This window comes from Nonomuraea sp. JJY05, from assembly GCF_043496855.1.
GTDB lineage: Bacteria > Actinomycetota > Actinomycetes > Streptosporangiales > Streptosporangiaceae > Nonomuraea.
Map to the genome: position 1 here is coordinate 102857 of NZ_JBIEIS010000017.1, position 18434 is coordinate 121290.

The 18434-nt window shown below is 72.4% G+C and carries 16 protein-coding genes and 1 pseudogene; 4 read left to right on the forward strand and 13 right to left on the reverse strand.

Translation table 11 applies throughout. From position 1 onward, the window contains the following. Nucleotide 1: 1 nt before the first annotated feature. Nucleotides 2–823 carry a BTAD domain-containing putative transcriptional regulator gene (locus ACFKCF_RS27045; RefSeq protein ID WP_394497795.1) on the forward strand — a complete coding sequence of 274 codons (822 nt, stop codon included), beginning with the start codon at nt 2–4 and terminating at the stop codon, nt 821–823. Nucleotides 824–834: 11 nt separating this feature from the next. Here the strand turns inward: ACFKCF_RS27045 and ACFKCF_RS27050 are convergent, their stop codons facing one another. From ACFKCF_RS27050 to ACFKCF_RS27075, 6 genes are all read right to left on the reverse strand, one after another. Further along, nucleotides 835–2646, reverse strand: a complete 1812-nt coding sequence (locus ACFKCF_RS27050) for an ABC transporter ATP-binding protein (RefSeq protein WP_394497797.1) — start codon at nt 2644–2646, stop codon at nt 835–837. Between the two features lie 231 nt (nt 2647–2877). Then, nucleotides 2878–3411: a hypothetical protein gene (locus tag ACFKCF_RS27055; protein WP_394497799.1), complete on the reverse strand. Its 534-nt coding sequence runs from the start codon at nt 3409–3411 to the stop codon at nt 2878–2880. Nucleotides 3412–3445: 34 nt separating this feature from the next. Continuing rightward, nucleotides 3446–3889, reverse strand: coding sequence for a S26 family signal peptidase (locus ACFKCF_RS27060; protein WP_394497801.1), 444 nt, complete (start codon nt 3887–3889; stop codon nt 3446–3448). A gap of 1 nt (nt 3890) precedes the next feature. Further along, on the reverse strand, nt 3891–4067 hold the full coding sequence (locus ACFKCF_RS27065; protein WP_364833224.1) for a hypothetical protein: 177 nt from the start codon (nt 4065–4067) through the stop codon (nt 3891–3893). A 100-nt stretch (nt 4068–4167) separates the two neighbouring features. Next, nucleotides 4168–5358, reverse strand: coding sequence for a tetratricopeptide repeat protein (locus ACFKCF_RS27070; RefSeq protein ID WP_394497802.1), 1191 nt, complete (start codon nt 5356–5358; stop codon nt 4168–4170). Beyond that, nucleotides 5355–6698, reverse strand: coding sequence for an AAA family ATPase (locus ACFKCF_RS27075; protein WP_394497804.1), 1344 nt, complete (start codon nt 6696–6698; stop codon nt 5355–5357). Before ACFKCF_RS27075 ends, ACFKCF_RS27070 begins: the two co-directional genes overlap by 4 nt. Before the next feature lie 151 nt (nt 6699–6849). Here ACFKCF_RS27075 and ACFKCF_RS27080 point away from each other — a divergent pair, with 151 nt between their 5' ends. Continuing rightward, nucleotides 6850–7551 carry a hypothetical protein gene (locus ACFKCF_RS27080; RefSeq protein ID WP_394497805.1) on the forward strand — a complete coding sequence of 234 codons (702 nt, stop codon included), beginning with the start codon at nt 6850–6852 and terminating at the stop codon, nt 7549–7551. Here the strand turns inward: ACFKCF_RS27080 and ACFKCF_RS27085 are convergent, their stop codons facing one another. Continuing rightward, a complete protein-coding gene (locus ACFKCF_RS27085; protein WP_394497807.1) occupies nt 7552–8301 on the reverse strand; it encodes a sulfite exporter TauE/SafE family protein in 750 nt (249 codons plus the stop codon). It abuts the gene before it with no gap. Nucleotides 8302–8431: 130 nt separating this feature from the next. Then, nucleotides 8432–9412: an NAD(P)-dependent alcohol dehydrogenase gene (locus ACFKCF_RS27090; protein ID WP_394497808.1), complete on the reverse strand. Its 981-nt coding sequence runs from the start codon at nt 9410–9412 to the stop codon at nt 8432–8434. Nucleotides 9413–9528: 116 nt separating this feature from the next. Between ACFKCF_RS27090 and ACFKCF_RS27095 the strand changes: the two are divergent. Continuing rightward, nucleotides 9529–10733, forward strand: a pseudogene (locus tag ACFKCF_RS27095) (RNA-guided endonuclease InsQ/TnpB family protein); the annotation flags it as partial. A 117-nt stretch (nt 10734–10850) separates the two neighbouring features. Here ACFKCF_RS27095 and ACFKCF_RS27100 read toward each other — a convergent pair. The 3 genes from ACFKCF_RS27100 to ACFKCF_RS27110 are packed head-to-tail and all read right to left on the reverse strand — an operon-like array spanning nt 10851 to nt 13580. Next, the gene (locus ACFKCF_RS27100) at nt 10851–11522 is read right to left on the reverse strand and encodes a response regulator transcription factor (RefSeq protein ID WP_355193791.1); all 672 of its coding nucleotides are present in this window, start codon (nt 11520–11522) and stop codon (nt 10851–10853) included. After that, nucleotides 11519–12643 carry a sensor histidine kinase gene (locus ACFKCF_RS27105; RefSeq protein WP_394497809.1) on the reverse strand — a complete coding sequence of 375 codons (1125 nt, stop codon included), beginning with the start codon at nt 12641–12643 and terminating at the stop codon, nt 11519–11521. Before ACFKCF_RS27105 ends, ACFKCF_RS27100 begins: the two co-directional genes overlap by 4 nt. Before the next feature lie 13 nt (nt 12644–12656). Continuing rightward, nucleotides 12657–13580, reverse strand: a complete 924-nt coding sequence (locus ACFKCF_RS27110) for an AEC family transporter (RefSeq protein WP_394497811.1) — start codon at nt 13578–13580, stop codon at nt 12657–12659. A gap of 79 nt (nt 13581–13659) precedes the next feature. Here ACFKCF_RS27110 and ACFKCF_RS27115 point away from each other — a divergent pair, with 79 nt between their 5' ends. Then, nucleotides 13660–14613: an NAD-dependent epimerase/dehydratase family protein gene (locus ACFKCF_RS27115; protein WP_394497812.1), complete on the forward strand. Its 954-nt coding sequence runs from the start codon at nt 13660–13662 to the stop codon at nt 14611–14613. Between the two features lie 15 nt (nt 14614–14628). Here the strand turns inward: ACFKCF_RS27115 and ACFKCF_RS27120 are convergent, their stop codons facing one another. Continuing rightward, nucleotides 14629–16947 carry a M28 family peptidase gene (locus tag ACFKCF_RS27120; protein ID WP_394497814.1) on the reverse strand — a complete coding sequence of 773 codons (2319 nt, stop codon included), beginning with the start codon at nt 16945–16947 and terminating at the stop codon, nt 14629–14631. A 79-nt stretch (nt 16948–17026) separates the two neighbouring features. After that, nucleotides 17027–18220, reverse strand: coding sequence for a cytochrome P450 (locus tag ACFKCF_RS27125; protein ID WP_394497815.1), 1194 nt, complete (start codon nt 18218–18220; stop codon nt 17027–17029). Nucleotides 18221–18434: the final 214 nt, after the last annotated feature.

The window sequence follows — 18434 nt, forward strand, 5'->3', positions numbered from 1 at the left end:
GATGGATCTTCGGTTCGGCATCCTCGGACCGGTACGGCTGTGGCGAGACGGCGCGATCGTGCAGCTCGGAACGACGAAACAGCGGCTCCTCCTCGCCCGCCTCCTCCTGGAGCCGAACCGCGCGGTCTCTCACGACCGCCTGTTCAGCGCGCTGTGGGAGGACAATCCACCCAAGTCTGCTCTTGCGAACGTCCGCAGCTACGCCAACCTGCTGCGCAAGGACCTCTGCGACCGCCTGCGGGCCCGTCAGCCCGGCTACCTCCTCACCGTCGAGCCCGGCGAGCTGGACGTCGCCGAGTTCAACGAGCGCGTACGGCAGGGCCGCGCCGCGATGTCGGGCGACCGCTACGAGGAGGCCCTCGGACACCTGACCGCCGCGCTCGCGCTGTGGCGGGGCGCCGCGGCCGAGGACCTGCCCAGGACCGTCGGGGTGGCCGCCCACCTCGACGCGCTGGAGGAGCAGCGCTACCTGGCGATCGAGGAGTGCGCGCGGGCCCGGCTGGCGCTCGGCCGGCACAGCGAGATCATCGGCGGCCTGCGGGAGACGCTGGCACTGCGGCCCACCAGGGAGCGGCTGTGGGAGTACCTCATGGTGGCGCTGTACCGCACCGGGGACGTGGCGGGGGCGCTGAGGGTGTACGCCGAGGCCAGGCAGGCGCTCGACCGGGAGCTCGGCATCGCGCCCGGGCCCGAGCTGGCCGAGCTGCATCACCTCATGCTGAACCGGGACCCGCGCCTCAGCGGCCCCGCGGCGGGCTGGCAGCACCGCCGCCTGCGCTGCCGGCGTCGCCCCGTCCGCCTTTGCTCCACAGGCTGTGCATGACCTCCTCCGCGTCACCCCTGGTAGCCCTGGGCCTGCAGGGTGAACAGCCGCCGGTAGAGCCCGTCCAGCATGATCAGCTCTTCGTGCGACCCCTGCTCGGCGATCTGGCCGTCGTCGAGCACCACGAGCACGTCCGCCTCCCGCACGGCACCCAGCCGGTGCGAGATCAGCAGGCTCGTACGCCCCGCCCGATGCTCGCGTAGCCGATTGTGGATCTCGGCCTCGGCCTCGGCGTCCAGCCCCGAGCTCGGCTCGTCCAGGATGAGCAGATCGCGTCCGTCGCCCAGCACCGCCCTGGCCAGCGCGAGCCGCTGCCACTGCCCGCCCGACAGCACCACCCCGGCCTCGGCGGCCTCGGGGCCAGGCCCGAAGAACATTCTCGTCAGCAGCGTGTCGTAGCCGCGCGGCAGCGCGCTGACCGCGTCGTGCACCCCGGCCTTCCTGGCCGCGGCCTCGATCCGGTCAGGGGAGGCGGTCAGGCTGTCGCGGCCCGCCACGTCGCCGATCGCGATGTTCTCGGCGGCGGTCACGTCGTACTCCATGTAGTCCTGGAACACCGCGCCGATGCGGCCGCGCAGCTCCGCCGGGTCGAGTTCGCGCAGGTCGACGCCGTCCCACAGGATCGTGCCCCGGTCCGGGTCGTAGAAGCGGCACAGCAGCTTGACGATCGTGCTCTTGCCCGCGCCGTTCCTGCCCACGAGCGCGACCGCCGAGCCGTACGGGATCGTGAAGCTGACGCCGCGCAGGGACCAGGGATGTCCGGGCGAGTAGCGGAACCACACGTCGCGGAACTCGATGCCGCGCCGCAGCGCGGGCGGGGGCACCGGCCGGGCAGGCTGCCGCAGGTCGGGCTCGGCGCCGGTCACGGTCAGGTAGTGGTCGAAGTTCAGGAGCTGCTGGTGGGCCATGGTCACCTCGCTCACCAGCGCGGCGAGCGCCGACTGCACGCCCACGATCGAGGTGGCGAGCAGGGCGATGTCGCCCGCGGTGAGCCGGCCGTCCCGGGCGGCGAGCAGCGCCCAGACCAGCCCGGCCCCGGCGATCACGCCGGACAGCAGGCCCAGCCCGCCCTCGACGCCCAGCTCGTGGCGGTCGAGGTGACGCCGTTCTGAGTCGGCCGCGGCCCGCTCGGCGTTCATCCTGGACCGGAAGTACCGGCCCGCGCCGAACAGGCGCAGCTCCTTGGCGGCCCGGACGCTGGTCAGGAGCTGCCGGTAGAACAGCTCGCGACGTTCCATCGGCCCGATCCGCCACATCATGGACGCCCGCTGGCGCGACAGGCGCAGCTCGGCGGCCAGCGCGGGCAGGGCCGCCACCAGGACCGCGCCCGCCAGCAGCGGATTGACGACCAGCAGCGCCCCGAGGAATCCGGTCACCGTGACGAGCCCCCGGCAGATGGCCAGCGTCCCGGCGACCACCGCGCTGGGAGTGGCGCCGCCCGAGCTGTGCGCCAGGCTCATCCGGTCCAGGAACGCCGGGTCCTCGAACCTGGCCAGGCCGGTGAAGCGTTCGACGCTTACGAAGAGCCGGTCCTGGGCCAGGCGGCCGGTGCGGCGCTCCAGCTCTCCGCGTACGTACCGGGACAAATGCGGGAGCGCGGTGGCCGCCAGGCCGGCCGCCGCCAGGGCCAGGCCCACCGCGACCAGCGTGGACGCGCCGCCCGGGTGGGCGATCGCGTCGAGCGCCGACTTGGTCAGCCAGGCGGCGGCCACGGGCACGGCCGCTTCGAGCAGGGCCAGGACCGCGTACGCGAGGACGTGCCCTCGGCCTGCCCGCCAGGCCAGGCCGAGCGCGCGGACCAGGGCCGCGGGGCTAGCCTTCATGCCCCCATCGCCCGCCGCCGTCGGCGCGGAGGGATCTGGTGAGGTGGGGCTCGGCGGGATGGGCCTCGACGCGGTGGGACGCAGCGACGCGGGATCCGGCGGCGCCGGGTCGGACGGCGCGGGGGTCGGTGGGGTGAGGTTCAGCGACGCGGGATCCGGTGGCGTGGGGTTCGGTGGGTTGGGGTTTGGCGGGGTGGTCGGGGGGAGGGCGGGTTTGGGGGTCACGGGTCGTCAGGCCCGGGAGAGGGTGATGACCTGGTCGAGCCGGAGCCCGCTGGCCAGGATCCGGCCGCCGCCGCCCACGAGCGCGAACGCCGGGAACGCCCGCACCTGCAGCGCCGACGCGACCGGCCCGCCGAGGTCCTCGACCACCACGCGGGCGACCGGCTCCAGTCGCTCCCGTTGCGGGCCCGCCTCGCCCGTACGGTCGACGATCACGGCGAGCACCTGCTCGCGGGGGAAGGCCGCGGCCAGGGTGAGGAAGTCCGGCAGGGCCTCGTGGCAGGCGTCGCAGCCGGTGGAGAAGAAGCCCACCACGACCGGCTCGGTGATGAGGTCGCGGGAGACGGCGGATCCGTCGGTGGCCGAAGCGACATACGGCGGCGCGAGGGCGCCCTCGGCGAGGATCGCCCCCTGCCCCTGGCCGGACTGGGTGGCGAGCTGATCCGAATACCGGCGCAGCCGCCGGATCACGCCGAGGGTGAGCGCCAGGTTCACCAGGCACAGGACACCCAGGAGGATGACGAGGGTGACAAGGTAGGGCATGGCCGGCCTCCAGGTCGGGGAGATGGGTGAGGGGTCAGGCCAGGCGGCGGAGCACCACTCCCAGCAGGGTGCCCCCGTCGATGAGGCCGCACTGGCGGGAGTCGAAGCTGGCCGACGGATTGTCGCCGAGCACCACCAGCCGGTCAGGCGCCACCCGGAGGTCCGGCACGGCCGCGCGGACCGAGTCCGGCACGGGGTCGCCGGGCAGCGCCACCGCCCGCTTGACCATCCAGCGCCGTTCGGGCGGCAGGGGTTCGCCGGTGCCCAGCCAGTCGGGCGTCTCGAACACGACGACGTCCCCGGCCGAGATGCGGGCCAGTCCGGCCCGCCTGACCAGGAGCCGGTCGCCCGCGTGGAAGGTCGGCTCCATGCTGAGGCCGGACACCACGACGACGGCGAGCCGGCGGCGCAGGACCAGGAGGGAAGGCAGGAGCCCGGCGACCGCGAGGAGACCGGCCGTCCACGCGAGCATGGTCATGTCAGCAGTTGTAGATCCAGGGGCCGCACGACTCGCCGGTGCCGCAGGAGGCACCCCAGGTGCAGCACTTGCGGTACAGGCAGGTGGTGCCCTCGTACCAGCACGGACACGCCGCCTGCGCCGAGTGCTCCGGGACCACCTTGGCCAGCACCCAGTCCGTCAGTTTTCCGATCTTCATGTGAACCGCCTCTCGTCGGGCGTTTTTGGGATCACCGAAGACGTTAGAAACGGTCGTGACAATTCACATACCAGGCAGGTACGTCACAGATACATTCGGACTACCGCTCGGGAGCGGGGAACAACCGGCGTACGCCCGCGGCCACCCAGATCGTGCCGATCCCGGCGTACACGGCCAGCAGCGCGGCACTCGGCGAGCCGAGGATCACGGACGTGACGATCGCGACCACGAGCAGCCCCGTCCACCCGTACAGCACGCGGCGCCCGCGGGCCGAGCCCGTGTGCGTGGCCTCCTGCACCGGGGTGACCAGCGCCATGAGGGCCGCCCCCGCCGTGCCGAGCGCGTCCTGTCCGAGCGCGATGCCCAGCGCGAGCACGCCCACCCCGGCGGCCAGCAGCGCGCAGCTCGCGACGGCCACGCGGGCCTCGACGCCCTCGAACAGCAGCTTGGTCGCCTTCGCGCGGGCCAGCCGCAGCACGGTCACCGCCTCGGCCACCCATGCCGCCCAGTGCAGCACCGCGATGAGGACGAACACGGCGACGAGCGGCGGCGCCGCGGGCAGCAGGAGGACCATCCGCCAGCCGCCCAGGAACCGGCTGCGCAGGTTCGACAGGATCCGGTAGAGCGGGTTGCGCTCCTTGAGCGCCATGACGAGGAGGTCCCTGGCCGGGTCGAAGCCGGGGTCGAGGCGGAGCACCTCGCGGAAGGCCGCGGCGGCCGTCTTCGCGTCGCCGGCGGCCAGCGCCGCGTGCCCGTACGCCAGGTGCGCGGTTTCGCTCTCCGGATCGAGCCGTACGGCGTTCGCGGCGGCGGCCCTGGCCTGCTCCGCCTCCCCGAGCTTGACGTGCGCCATGGCGAGCAGGCTCACCAGGTCCGACTCCTGCGGATCGATGGCCAGCCCCCGGCGGGCCGCCTCCACGACCTGGCGGTACCGGCCCAGCCGCAGGTGGGCGCGGGCCAGCAGCTCCCAGGTCGACGCCGACTCGGGGTTGTGCGCCAGCGACGTCTCGGCGGCGGTGACGGCCAGGTCCGGCCGCTGGATGCGGAGGTAGACCTGCCCGGCCATGTAGTGCGGGTACGACTGGTCCGGCGCCAGCCGTACCGCCTCCTGGGCCGCGGACACGGCCTCGGCGGTCCTGCCCTGCTGGACGAGGGCCAGGCCGAGCAGCGAGAACGCGGTGAAGTGCTCGGGCTGGACGGCGAGCACGCCGCGCAGCTCCCGCTCCGCGTCGGCCGGGCGGCGCATCTGCAGCAGCGTGCCCGCCCGCAGGATCGACTCGCGTGGGTTCACCGCTTGCCCTTGATCCACGGCATCAGCTCGTCCCACGCGCCGGACTCGTTGGCGTGCAGCACGTAGTTGCGCGCGGTGGCCAGCCACTCGCGCACAGCCGTGGGTCTGGCGTTCTGGGCGACGGCCAGCAGGTCGTTGGTGGTCATCGGGATGGGCCGGCCGGCGCTGAGCGACTGCTGGAGCTTGACCTCCACCGCGCGGTCCACCACGCCCTTCAGGTCCGCGCCGACGAAGTGGTCGGTCACCCGCGCCACCGCGTCGAAGTCCATCTCGGCCAGCGGCTTGTCGCGGCAGAGGAGGCGCAGGATGGCCGCGCGCGCCGAGGCGTCGGGCGGCGGCACGAACACGAGCTGGTCGAAGCGGCCCGGACGGCGGAAGGCCACGTCGATGTACCAGGGCGCGTTGGTGGCGGCCAGCACCAGGACGCCCTCGTTGGCGTCCTGGTCCACGCCGTCGAGCTCGGCCAGGAACTGGTTGACCAGCTGCCGGGTGTGGGCCTGGCGCATGTCGGAGCGGCGCGCGGCCAGCGCGTCCACCTCGTCGAAGAACAGCACGCACGGGCGGCTGCGGCGGGCCAGGTCGAACGTGGCGCGCAGGTTGCGCTCGCTGGACCCGACGTACATGTCGAGGATGTCGGACAGGCCGACGTTGACGAACGACGCGCCGAGCTCGCCGGCCGCGGCCCTGGCCAGGTGGGTCTTGCCCGCTCCGGGCGGGCCGTACATCAGGACGCCGCCGCCGGCGCGCTTGCCGTACGCGGCGAACAGCTCGGGCTGCTGGAGCGGCAGCAGCAGCTTCACCCGCAGCGCCTCCTTGACCGCGTCCATCCCGGCCACGTCGGCGAAGGTGACCTTCGACTTCTCCACCTCCGCGCCGGAGGGCGCGTCCGCCGGGGTCGTCGCGTACTGGGGCGGCGCCGCGGGCACGGACGGGGCGACCGGGGTGGTCAGGCGGGCGGCCAGCTCCGGGTCGGCGACGGACGCGTCGCGGGCGATCGCCTCGTGGTAGCGGTAGGCCGCCCGGCCGAAGTCGCCCTCGCCGAGCAGCGCCCTGGCCGCGAGCACGCCCATCCGCGGCGGGTAGCCGGGCGAGGCCAGGAACGGCTCCAGCGCCGAGAGCGCCGCGCCGTGGGCGCTCTGCCGGACGAACGCCTCCGCCAGCCCCGCCGAGATGCCGGGGTCCTTCGGCGCGAGCAGGAGCGCGGCGCGGAACTCGGCCTCCGCGTCGGCCAGGTACCCCTTGGTCAGCAGTTGCTCGGCGAGATGCCGACGGAGCGGGAGGTTGTCCGGAGACAGGCGCGCCGCCTCGCGTAGTGCCTGGAGGCCGGCATCGTCGAGCACGTGCCTGGTCCCTTCTGTCGCAGGATTCGGTCGTACTAAAACTACGCAGATTACCCTCTCGGGAGCCGGGCGAGCGGTAGTCCTGGCTCTACCACGGGTTCTCGTGACAGCGCCCGTGTGCGCGGGCACGCCCGCCGCTTGGATCGGTGGCATGACGATCACACACACGCTTCCCGGGCGCTGGGTCGAGGGCGCCGGGCTGGTGCTCGGCCCGTCGCTGCTGCTCGCCGGGGTGCTCATCCGGGCGGGCGAGGGCGACTTCTTCCCCGACCAGCTCGCCGCCTACGCCGCCCAGCCGGAGCGGATGGTCCTGTCCTACAGCCTGTACGCGGCCGGGATCGTGCTCCTGTGGCCCGCCGTGACCTCGCTGGCCCGCCTGATCAGCAGGTCGCAGCCCGGCTGGGCGCAATGGGGCGTGACGCTGGTGATCCTCGGCCTTTTCGGACGGGTCTTCCACGCCGGGGTGAGCCACCTGGCCTTCCACCTGGTGGACGTCCTCGGGCTGGACGCGGCGCGGCGGGCGGTCGAGGCCACCTACGGCGCCTTCCACGTGTTCAAGGCGGTCAACATCTGCATCATGGCCGGCTGGGTCGTGCTCGCAGTCGGCGCCTACCGCGCCAGGGCGCTCGGCGTCGTCCGGTGCGTCTGCCTGGCGCTGGCGGCCGGGCTGCCGCTGGGCGTGCTCAAGGGCAGCAGCGACCCGATCTCGCTGGTCGCGCTGGCCGGGCTCGCCGTCGCCCTCGTGCCGCTCGGCGTCTCCGTCCTGAAGGACGGGCCGGCTCCCCGGTGGTGGGCCGCCACCCTGGTCGTGGCGCTGATCCCGGTCGCCTTCTTCCTCGGCCTGTCCGGTTGATCAGGTGCCCAGCAGCTTGACGATGGCGACGACGCCGATGCAGACGATCAGGCCGCGCAGGATCGGCGCGGGCAGCCTGCGGCCCAGACGCGCACCGAGGAAGCCGCCGATCATCGAGCCCAGCGCCACCAGCAGCACGGCCTGCCAGTCGACGTCCGCGACCAGGGTGTACAGGACGGCGGCGGTGAGGTTGACCAGCAGGGCGAGCACGTTCTTGGCCGCGTTGATGCGCTGCAGCTCCTCGTCCAGCATGATGCCCATCAGGCCGATGAGCAGGATGCCCTGGCCCGCGCCGAAGTAGCCGCCGTAGGCACCGGCGGCGAGCGTGCCGAGCCACAGCCACGGCCCGCCGTGCGCGCGCCCGGGCCGGCTGGACAGCAGGCGGCTGAGCTTGGGCTGGATGAGGACCAGCGCGCAGGACAGGGCGATCAGCACGCTCACGATCGCGTTGAAGCTGCTCTCGGGCAGGGTGAGCAGTAGCAGTCCGCCGGCCAGCGAGCCGATGACGGAGGCCGGGGCCAGCCTGAGCAGCCGCTCCCGCTGGCCCTTCAGCTCGGGCCGGTAGCCCATGACGCCGGTGAGGCCGCCGGGGACCAGGCCGATGTTGTTGGAGACGTTCGCCGTGATCGGCGGCAGGCCGACGGCCAGCAGCGTGGGGAACGTGATCAGCGACCCGGAGCCGACGACGGTGTTGATGGCCCCGCCCGCCACCCCGGCCGCCAGCACCGCGACCATCTCCAGTGGTGTCATGCTCGGAGACTCTAGGACATATCTCTCTTGCTAAGACAAATCATTCCAGGATGTGAGAAGTCGGCCAGTGCCAGGGAGATGGAGACGGCGCTGCGGGCCGTAAGGCGCACGCGTCCATGCGGGCATGATTTCAGAGAGAGACCACGACCTTGCCCGACGCGTGGCCCTGCTCCTGGTAGCTGACGGCCGCCGGGATCTCCGCGAACGGGTACGTCCGGTCGATCACCGGGTGGATCTCGCCCGCCTCGATCAGCTCGGCCAGCGTCATGAGGTTCTGCCTGATCTCCGTGCAGGGCACCACCTCCGTGACGACCACCCGCTGGGACACGAAGAGCCCCGCCGCGAGCGTCGCGAACACGTGGCTCGCGGGCTGGAACCAGCGGCCGGCCGGACCGCCGATGAGGACGTGGGTCGCCTTGCGGGTCATCACCCGCCGGCAGGCGGAGCCGGAGCGGCTGCCCGCGATGTCCAGCAGCAGGTCGTAGCGCCGCCCGCTGCGGGTGAAGTCCTCCTTGGTGTAGTCGACGACCTCGTCGGCGCCGAGCGACCTGACCAGGCCCACGTTCCTGGAGCCGCACACGCCGGTGACGTGCGCGCCGAACGCCTTGGCGAGCTGGACGGCGAACGTGCCAACGCCTCCGGAGGCCCCGTTGATCAGGACGCGGTCGCCTGGCTCGACGTGGCCGTCGTCGCGCAGGGCCAGCAGGGCGGTGCAGGCCGCCATCGGCACCGCCGCCGCCTCCTCGAACGACACGTTCCTCGGCTTGAGCGCCAGCTCGCTCTCCGGCACGCACACGTACTCGGCGAAGCCGCCCTGCTTGGGCATCGCGTACACCTCGTCGCCGGGGCGGAACCCGGTCACGTCCTTGCCGACCGCCTCCACCTCCCCGGCCACGTCGGCGCCGAGGACGCTGAACCGCGGGGCGCGCAGCCCCGGGCCGCCGCCCATCACGCGGGCGACGTACGGCTCGCCGCGCAGGAAGTGCCAGTCGTAGGGCTGGACGGAGGTGGCGCGCACCCGCACCAGCACCTCGTCGTCGCCGGGCACGGGCTGGTCGAGGTCGGTCAGGACGAGGGGTGAGCCGTACGAGGGAAGGACGAACGCTTTCATCAAATCTCCTTGAGCGTGGAGACCCCGTCCTTCAGGACGGGGAGTAAACGCAGAACGGTGCGGCGGGATCGAACATGTGCACGAAGCGTGACTGATCGCGTACTAGAATGTGAACTGTGGCGCAGATCGTGAAGCGGGCCTACAAGTACCGCTTCTACCCGACCCCCGAGCAGGCCGAAGAGCTTGCCCGGACGTTCGGCTGTGTCCGTCTCGTCTACAACAAGGCGCTGCATGAGCGCACCCGCGCCTATGTCATCGAAGGGCGTCGCGTCTCCTACGTGGAGTCGTCGGCGGCCCTGACGGCGTGGAAACGCAGCGGCGATTACGACTTCCTGCCACAGGTCTCCTCCGTCCCGTTGCAGCAGGCGCTTCGCCACCTGCAGGCCGCATTCGCGAACTTCTTCGCCAAGCGGGCCAACTACCCGACGTTCAAGTCCCGTAAGAAGTCGCGGGCCTCGGCCGAGTACACCCGCTCGGCCTTCCGCTGGCGCGATGGCCAGCTATGGCTGGCCAAGATGGACACGCCGCTTGACATTCGCTGGTCGCGTCCGCTGCCGGAGGGATCGGAGCCGTCCACGGTGACGGTCTCGCGCGATGCGGCCGGGCGATGGTACGTGTCGATCCTGGTGGAGGAGAAGATCTCCCTGCTCCCGCCGGTCGAGGTGTCGGTGGGGGTGGACGCGGGCATCACGGCGCTGGTCACCTTGTCCACCGGGGAGAAGGTCGTCAACCCCAGGCACGAGCGAGCCGACCGGCGCAAGCTCGCGAAGGCTCAGCGTGAGCTCGCCCGCAAGGCACAGGGCTCCAACAACCGCGCCAAGGCCCGGCTCAAGGCGGCCCGCGTCTACGCAAGGATTACTGACCGTCGCCGGGATTTCCTGCACAAGCTCACTACTCGACTCGTCCGCGAGAACCAAACGGTCGTGATCGAGGACCTCACCGTCCGCAACATGGTGAAGAACGGCAAGCTCGCCCGCGCCATCTCCGATGCCTCGTGGCGGGAGCTGCGGGGCATGTTGGAGTACAAGGCCGCCTGGTACGGGCGGGCAGTGGTCGCGGTGGATCGCTGGTTTCCCTCTTCCAGACTGTGCTCGGCGTGCGGGAGCGCGCAAGACAGGTTGCCGTTGAACGTCCGGACATGGGGCTGCGCTTGTGGCGCGATCCATGACCGGGACGTGAACGCGGCTCGCAACATCTTGGCCGCCGGGCTGGCGGACAAGTAAAACGCCTGCGGAGCTGGTGTAAGACCTCAACGAGAGTCCTCTCAGGCGGGCGACCGGCAGTGAAACAGGAACTTCCACGGGTGACCGTGGAATCCCCCGTCGTTTACGAGGGGGAGGAAGTCAAGGCTTTCTCCTTGTGGGGACCAGTGTCGCCAGACCCGCCACGCCCGCTCTACGGCCGAAAGTACGACGTCTTCCCTGGCCGATCGGCCCGATCAGAGCCTGACGCGCTTGGTCTCGTACGCCCACATGGCGATCTCGACGCGGTTGCGGACGCCGAGCTTGAGCATGAGGCTCGCGATGTGGCTCTTGACCGTGCTGAGGGAGATGTGCAGCTCGTCGGCGATCTCGTTGTTGGTCCGCCCGCGCGCCACGGTGGCCAGGATCTCCTCCTCCCGGCCGGTCAGCGCCTCGCGGGGCTGCGCCGGAGGCGTGGCGCGCCCGGAGTAGGCGAAGGTCTGCAGCAGCCGGGCCGTGATGTTGGGGGCGATGAGCGCGTCGCCGTCGGCCGCGGCGCGGACGGCCTGGGCGAGCAGGTCCGGGCCGGCGTCCTTGAGCAGGAAGCCGCGGGCGCCCGCCCTGAGGGCGGCGTAGACGTACTCGTCGAGGTCGAAGGTGGTGATGACGACGACGGCGAGCGGATCGGCGACGCCCGGCCCGGCCAGGCGGCGGGTGGCCTCGATGCCGTCGAGGCGGGGCATGCGGATGTCGAACAGGCACACGTCGGGGCGCAGCCGCTGCGCGAGCTCGACGGCCCGCCGCCCGTCGCCGGCCTCGCCGACGACCTCGATGCCGGGCTGCGCGTCGAGGATCATCCTGAGCCCGGTGCGGGCGATCTCCTGGTCGTCGGCGACGATCACCTGGATGTCGCGGTCCTGGGCGGTCACGTCGCCGCCCCGGTGCGGGGGAGCACGGCGGTCACGGTCCAGCCGCGGTCGGGGTCGGGGCCGGCCTCGCAGGTGCCGCCGAGCAGGCCGGCGCGCTCGATCATCCCCAGGAGCCCGTAGCCGGGCATCGGGTGCGCGGAGCCCGTCTCGCCGTCGTCGCTGACGCGCAGGCGCACCGACGTGTCGTCGGCGGCGACGCGGATCAGGATGCGGGTGGCGTGCCGGGCGTGCCGCCGGGCGTTGGTGACCGACTCCTGCGCGATGCGGTAGATCGCGGCTCCGACCGCCGGAGGCAGGTCGTCGAGGTCGCCCAGCATCTCCACCTCCACGGACGGGCCGACGCGGGCGCGCCCGGCGAGCTCCTCGAGATCGGTGATCCGCCGTCCGGGCGCGAGCTCCGCCGGCTCGTTGCGGCGCAGGACGCGGACCATGGCGCGCATCTCGGCAAGGGTACGCGACGCCTCCGCCTCGATCACTCGGAGCGCGTCGATGGCGGCCTCCGGCTTCGAGGGCGCCGTCGCCAGGCCCGCCTGCGCCCGGATCGCCATGGCGGAGACGTGGTGGGCGACGATGTCGTGCAGCTCGCGGGCCAGCTGCTCGCGTTCGAGCAGCTTGACCTGGTCGAGCTCGCGCATCCGCGCCCTGGCCCGGAACCGGAACGCCGCCCCCAGCGCGACGGCCGAGAAGATGACGGCGAACGCGCCGATCGCGTCGGTCGGGGCGAGGTCGTAGAAGGACGCCGAGACGCCGACGGACAGGAGCATGATCGCGAAGCCGAGCACGATCTCGCGCCCCGACCCCCACCTGTAGAGCGCGTACACGATGATCAGCAGGAACGCCATCGTGTACGTCTCGGCACGGTGACCGCCCGTCACCAGCGGGGCCAGCATCGTGGTGACGAAGGGGATCGCGAGCATCAGCAGCGGCCTGGTGCGCCGCCAGAGCAGCGTGAACACCAGCCCGACCGTGACGGTCACGGAGACGGCCCGCCACGGGAGGTCGGGGCGGACGACCCCTTCCAGCACCGCGAGCGGCACGAGCACCCCTACGAGCGCCCAGTCCCGCCAGACTCGCGACGGAGGGTCGGGAGGACGGGGCTCGTTCCACAAGGAGCGAAGCACGCCTTCATGGTAATCACCCGAGGACCGCGCCGATCGCCGTCATGATCGGGATGGACAGGCCCGTGGTCAGCAGCACCGCGCTGCGGGCCAGGCGCCGGGCGGTGTCGTAGTTCACCGCGTACACGTAGATGTTCTGCGCCGTCGGCAGGGCGGCGAAGAGGGTGGCGGCCAGGAGCGCGCTGCCGTCCAGGCCGAGGACCAGGCGCGCGGTCAGGTAGGCGACGGCCGGTTGGACGACGGCCTTGAGCGTGACCGCGAGGAAGATGTCCTTGCCGAAGCTGTTCGCCTCGGGGGCCGCGGGGGTGCGCTGGGAGCCGTACAGGCTGAGGCCGTAGGCGACGAGGGCGACGGGCACGGCCGCGCCGCCGAGCAACTCGACCGGGCGCATGACCAGGACGGGCAGGGAGATCCCGGTGACCGCCAGCACGAGCCCGAGGAGGGAGGCGACCGTGAGGGGGTTGCGGAAGGGGAGGAGCAGGGCCGCGCGCACCGAGCGGGCCCCCTTGTCGAGGATGAGGAAGGAGACCGGGGTGAGGACGATCAGCTGGAAGAGCAGGATCGGGGCGACCAGCGCGCCGTCGCCCAGCACGTAGATGGAGATGGGCACGCCCAGGTTGCCGGCGTTCACGTACGACGAGGCCAGCGCGCCGATCGTGGCCTCGCGGCGGTCGCGCCCCCAGGCCAGCCGCGCCACCAGCACGTAGACGAGCTGGACGCACGCCACCGCCACCACCTCGGTCAGCAGCACCGGTGAGAAGAGGATGTGGAGATCCGCCCGGGACACGGTGGCGAACATCAGCGCCGGGGTGGCCACGAAGAAGGCCAGCCGCGACAGCACCAGCTCGTCGCTGGCCCGCAGCAGGCCCCCCATCCCGATCAGGTAGCCGATCACGGCAACGGACACCAGGGCGGCGAACGCCGCGACAACCCCCGACACTGACCAACCTCCGAAATGGGACGTTCAGCAGCGTATCGGGATGGTTGACCGACGAAGCAGCGGGTCTACGCTGGGGCGCATGCGAGTAGCGGTGATTGGCGCGAGCGGTCATATCGGCACGTATCTCATTCCCCGGCTGGTCGAAGGCGGACACGATGTCGTGGCCGTGAGCCGGGGCAAGCGGGAGCCCTACAGCCCGCACGGGGCCTGGCAGCGGGTCACCCAGATCACCGCCGACCGCGAGGCGGAGGACGCCGACGGCACGTTCGGGCGGCGGATCGTGGAGCTGGAGGCCGACGTCGTCATCGACCTCATCTGCTTCACGGAGACCAGCGCCCGCGACCTGGCGGCGGCGCTGACTGGGAAGGTCCGGCAGTTCCTGCACTGCGGGACGATCTGGACGCACGGGCCGAGCAGCCGGGTGCCGACGACCGAGGACATGCCCAAGCGCCCGCTCGGCGAGTACGGCAAGCAGAAGGCCGCCATCGAGGCCCACCTCCTCGACCGCGCCCACCGCGACGGCTTCCCCGCCACGATCATCCACCCCGGGCACATCACCGGCCCCGGCTGGGTGCCGGTCAACCCGGCGGGCAACGTCGATCCCGCCGTGTTCCAGACGCTGGCCGACGGCGACGAGCTGGCGCTGCCGAACTTCGGCATGGAGACCGTCCAGCACGTGCACGCCGACGACGTGGCGCGGCTGTTCGTGGACGCCATGGTCAACCCGTCGGCCTCCGTGGGCGAGAGCTTCCACTCCGTGGCCACCACCGCCCTGACGCTGCGCGGCTACGCCGAGGCGGTGGCGGGCTGGTTCGGGCAGGAGGCGCGGCTGACGTTCCTGCCGTGGGAGCGGTGGCGGGAGACGGTGCCGGAGCGGGACGCGCAGATCACGCTCGACCACATCTCCTACAGCCCGCACTGCAGCATGGAGAAGGCCGAGCGGCTGCTGGGGCACCGGCCCCGTTACGCGCCGCTCGAGGCCATCTCCGAGGCGGTCGACTGGCTGGTCCGGGCGGGCACCATCACGCGCTGAGGCCGGTGCCGGGTCTCACCTCGCGCTGATCTCGTACGTACGGGTGACCGCCACAAGGTCGCCGTCCTCCCGGGTCGCCGCCACCACGCCCTTCGGCCTCGGGACGAATCCGGGCACCCGCTGGAGTCCGTCGGTCTCCGCGATGGCGGTCAGCCGGAAGCGGTCCGCCCCCGGGACCCGCAGCGAGATCTCCGCTCCGGTGCCGGGCAGGCCGCGGAAGCGGATCTCGCCCGGCCACGTGTTGGACCGGACGCCGGTGACGTCGACGCTCACCGGGTTGAGGCCGTCGGCGGTGGCCGTCGCCGCGGTGATCGGGCGCTCGACCCGCAGCGTGACCGAGCGCGCCGCCCTGCCGGTGGTCACGCGGAGCCTGACCGTGTCCCCGTCGCGGCCGAGCACGGTCACGCGGGGCTCGGCGACGCCCGTCGCCGCCGGTGCCCGTCCCGTCCAGAGCGAGGTGCCGCGGGCGTAGCCGGGAGGCAGCGGCGTGGTGTCGTGGCCGGACACGTACCGCCTGGCCCAGGCGGGTGGCTCCGCGTCGGCGCTGACCCAGCTCGCGGTCCTGGTGTCGGCGTCCATCACGTACGCGAGGTGCGTACGCAAGGGGTTGGCCGGGTCGAAGCCGTCGCGGGCCAGGCCGATCGGCACCAGCAGCACCGCGAGCGCGGCGGCGGCGAGCGGGACCAGGGGCTGCCTGCGCTCCGGCAGGCACAGCTCGACGACCGGCAGCACCGTCAGCCCGAAGACCGCCAGCACCAGCGCGGGCACCCCGCCGAGGGCGAGGCCCATCCCGTCGAACGCGGTCCTGGCCAGGGCGGGCAGCAGCGCCGCCGCCATGACCGCGCCCAGCGTCACCGCCGCCACCTGGAAGGCCGCCATATGGCGGGCCGCGTCGCGCAGCAGGAGCGCGGCCGTCCCGCCGAGCGCGCAGAACAGCGCGGGCAGCGTCACCACGTACGACATGCCCGGCGCGACCTGGGCGCACAGCAGGCCGAGCGCGGCCGGCCAGCCCAGCGCGCCGATGGCCAGGGCCGCGGGGCCGAGGCGGCGGCGCAGCGGCAGGTACCAGCAGAGCAGCGCCAGCGCGGCCAGGACCACGACGGCCGCCTGGAACGCCTGCGGCCGGTGCAGCAGCCCGCCCATCCCGTCGTACGCGGGCCGCCAGGCCACCAGCACCTCCCACAGCCCCTGCGCCAGGACCGCCGCGAGCAGCAGCGGCACGACCCCCGACGCGGCGGCGACGGCGAGCCGGGGCAGGCTGACCAGCCGCCTCCTGCGGGCCAGCGCCGCCAGCCCCACGACTGCCGCCGCCGCGAGCCCGGCCAGGGGCCAGACGAGCGCGTTCGGGTACGTGACCATGGTCCCGAAGATCCGGAAATAAGTGACATCGTGGTCCGTGGCCAGTGCTTCGAGGTCGGCGCCGCCGAGCGCGCGGGTCAGCGCCAGCATGTTCGAGCCGTGGTGCTGCAGGCTGCCCCGGTCGAGATGGGCGAGGGAGTCGTCGGCGGTGTGGTAGCGGGAGGAGCCCTCGATGTAGGCGAAGTTCATGCCGGTGAAGCCGCTCCTGGCCATCGGCGTGAAGTCGGTGTTGTTCGGGAGCAGCCGGTACAGCTCGCCCAGCGTGGAGTCGCCGCGCGGGTGCGGCACGGCGTCCGAGAACGTCTCGACCAGCCCCGCGTTGTTCCTGGACGTCTGGAACATCAGCGACGGGCCGCTCACGCCCCGGGCCTCCCAGTTGAGCAGCACCCCGCCCTTGCGGGCCAGCGGGTGCTCCCTGACGAACGCCTCGGCGCCCAGCACGCCGTCCTCCTCGCCGTCCGACATCAGCAGCACGAGGTCGTTGCGGAGCGCGCCGCCCTTGAGCGCCCGCACCGTCTCCAGCATGGCCGCGACCGCGGCGGCGTCGTCGGAGGCGCCCGGGCCCATGGCCGCGGAGTCGTAGTGCGCGGCGATCACCACCGTCCCGGTCGGGTCGCTGCCCTTCGCCGTGGCCACGATGTTGTCCACCTGCCCGAACGACGCCAGCCCGGAAGACGTGTTCGCGCCGACGGCCCGCTGCACCCGCACGTCGAGCCCCGCCGCGCGCAGCTGCCCGGCGAGGTAGTCCCTGGCCCGCTCACCGGCCCGGCTGCCGATCGGGCGCGGCTCGGTGGCGAACCTCTCAAGGTGACGCAGCGCCCGCTCCGCGCTGAACTCCCCGTCCGGCGCGGAGGCGGGCAGGGGCTGCATGGTGCTGTCCGCCATGGCGGTCAGCATGATCACACCGGCCAGCGCGAGCAGGGCGCACATCCCCGCCAGGGCCCGGCGGGGGACGTCGAACAACTTTCCCGTCATGGCCAGGAACGCTAGGTACGCGGGCCATGGCGGCGGAATGATGCGCGTGCCCGGATCCACCTGCGGTTTTCCGCAGGTCTTACCAGGCCACCTCCAGGGAGCTCATGCCGTACACGATGTGGGCGGAGCGGAAGTCCGCGGCGCCCGCCTCGCGCAGGCCCGGGAAGCGCTGGAGCAGCGCCGGGAGGGCGATCCGCAGCTCCATGCGCGCCAGCGGGGCGCCCAGGCAGTGGTGGACGCCGTGGCCGAAGGCGACGTGGCCGGGAGCGCCGCGGGAGATGTCGAACGTGCTCGCGTCGGGCATGAGGGCGGGGTCGCGGTTCGCGGCGGGCAGGGCGCAGAGGACCAGCTCGCCCGGCTGGATGGCCTGGCCGCTCAGCTCGACCTCCGTCGTCGCGACCTTGGTCGTGCCCGAGTTGACGATGCTCAGCCAGCGCAGCAGCTCCTCCACCGTGGCGCCGATGCGCTCGGGCTCCTTCCTGAGGAGTTCGAGCTGCTCGGGGTGGCGCAGGAGGGCCAGGGTGCCCAGGGCCAGCATGTTGGAGGTGGTCTCGTGGCCCGCGAACAGCAGCAGGCTGCCGATGCCGACGAGCTCGTCCGTGCTCAGGTCGTCGCCGTGCTCGCGCACCAGCATGCCGAGCAGCTCCTCGCCCGGGTCCTGCTGGATGCGGTGGACCAGGGCCTCCATGTACGCGCGCGCCTCGAACTGCAGCCCCAGCCGCTCCTCACCGGGCACCGACATGTCGAGCATCCTGCTGGTGCGGCGCTGGAAGCCGTCCCGGTCCTCGTACGGGACGCCGAGCAGCTCGCAGATGACGAGCGACGGGATCGGCAGCGAGAACGACGTGACCAGGTCGGCCGGCGAACCGGCGGCCTCCATCGCGTCCAGGTGGTCGTCCACGATGCGCTTGATCCGCGGCTCCAGCCGCTGCATCCGCCGGTTCGTGAACTCGGGAGTCAGCATCTTGCGCAGCCGCGTGTGCTCGGGCGGGTCCACGCCCAGGAGGTTGCCCGCCTGGATCTTGGCTAACTGCTCGGGGGTCATCTCGGGGGCTCCGGGCAGGCGCGCCACCGTCTGCTGGGCGATCTTGAACCGCTCGGCGTCGCCCAGGACCTCGCGGACCTCCGCGTACCTGGTGACGAGCCAGACGTCCAGGCCGAACGGGGTCGTGACGCGCCTGACCCCCTCCTCGTCCCTGAGCGCCGCCAGCTCGGGAGCCGGGTCGAACCCCACCCGCCGCATGTGCAGCGGCATCGTCGCGGACTCGGTCATGCGAACCCCTTGATGATCGTCGGTTGAAGGGTAAACCGTAACAACCCCCCGAGCCGGTCTCCAGTGCCCACCGCCCGGCGTTGCGGCCCCTGGGAGAGGCGCATGCGGCGGCACTCCCACCGCCCTGCGGCCTACCCGGGGGACCGGCCTGCGGACTCAGGCGCCGGGCGCAGCAAGCACGCCCGCACGGCGCGAGGCGGCACAGCGCACCCCG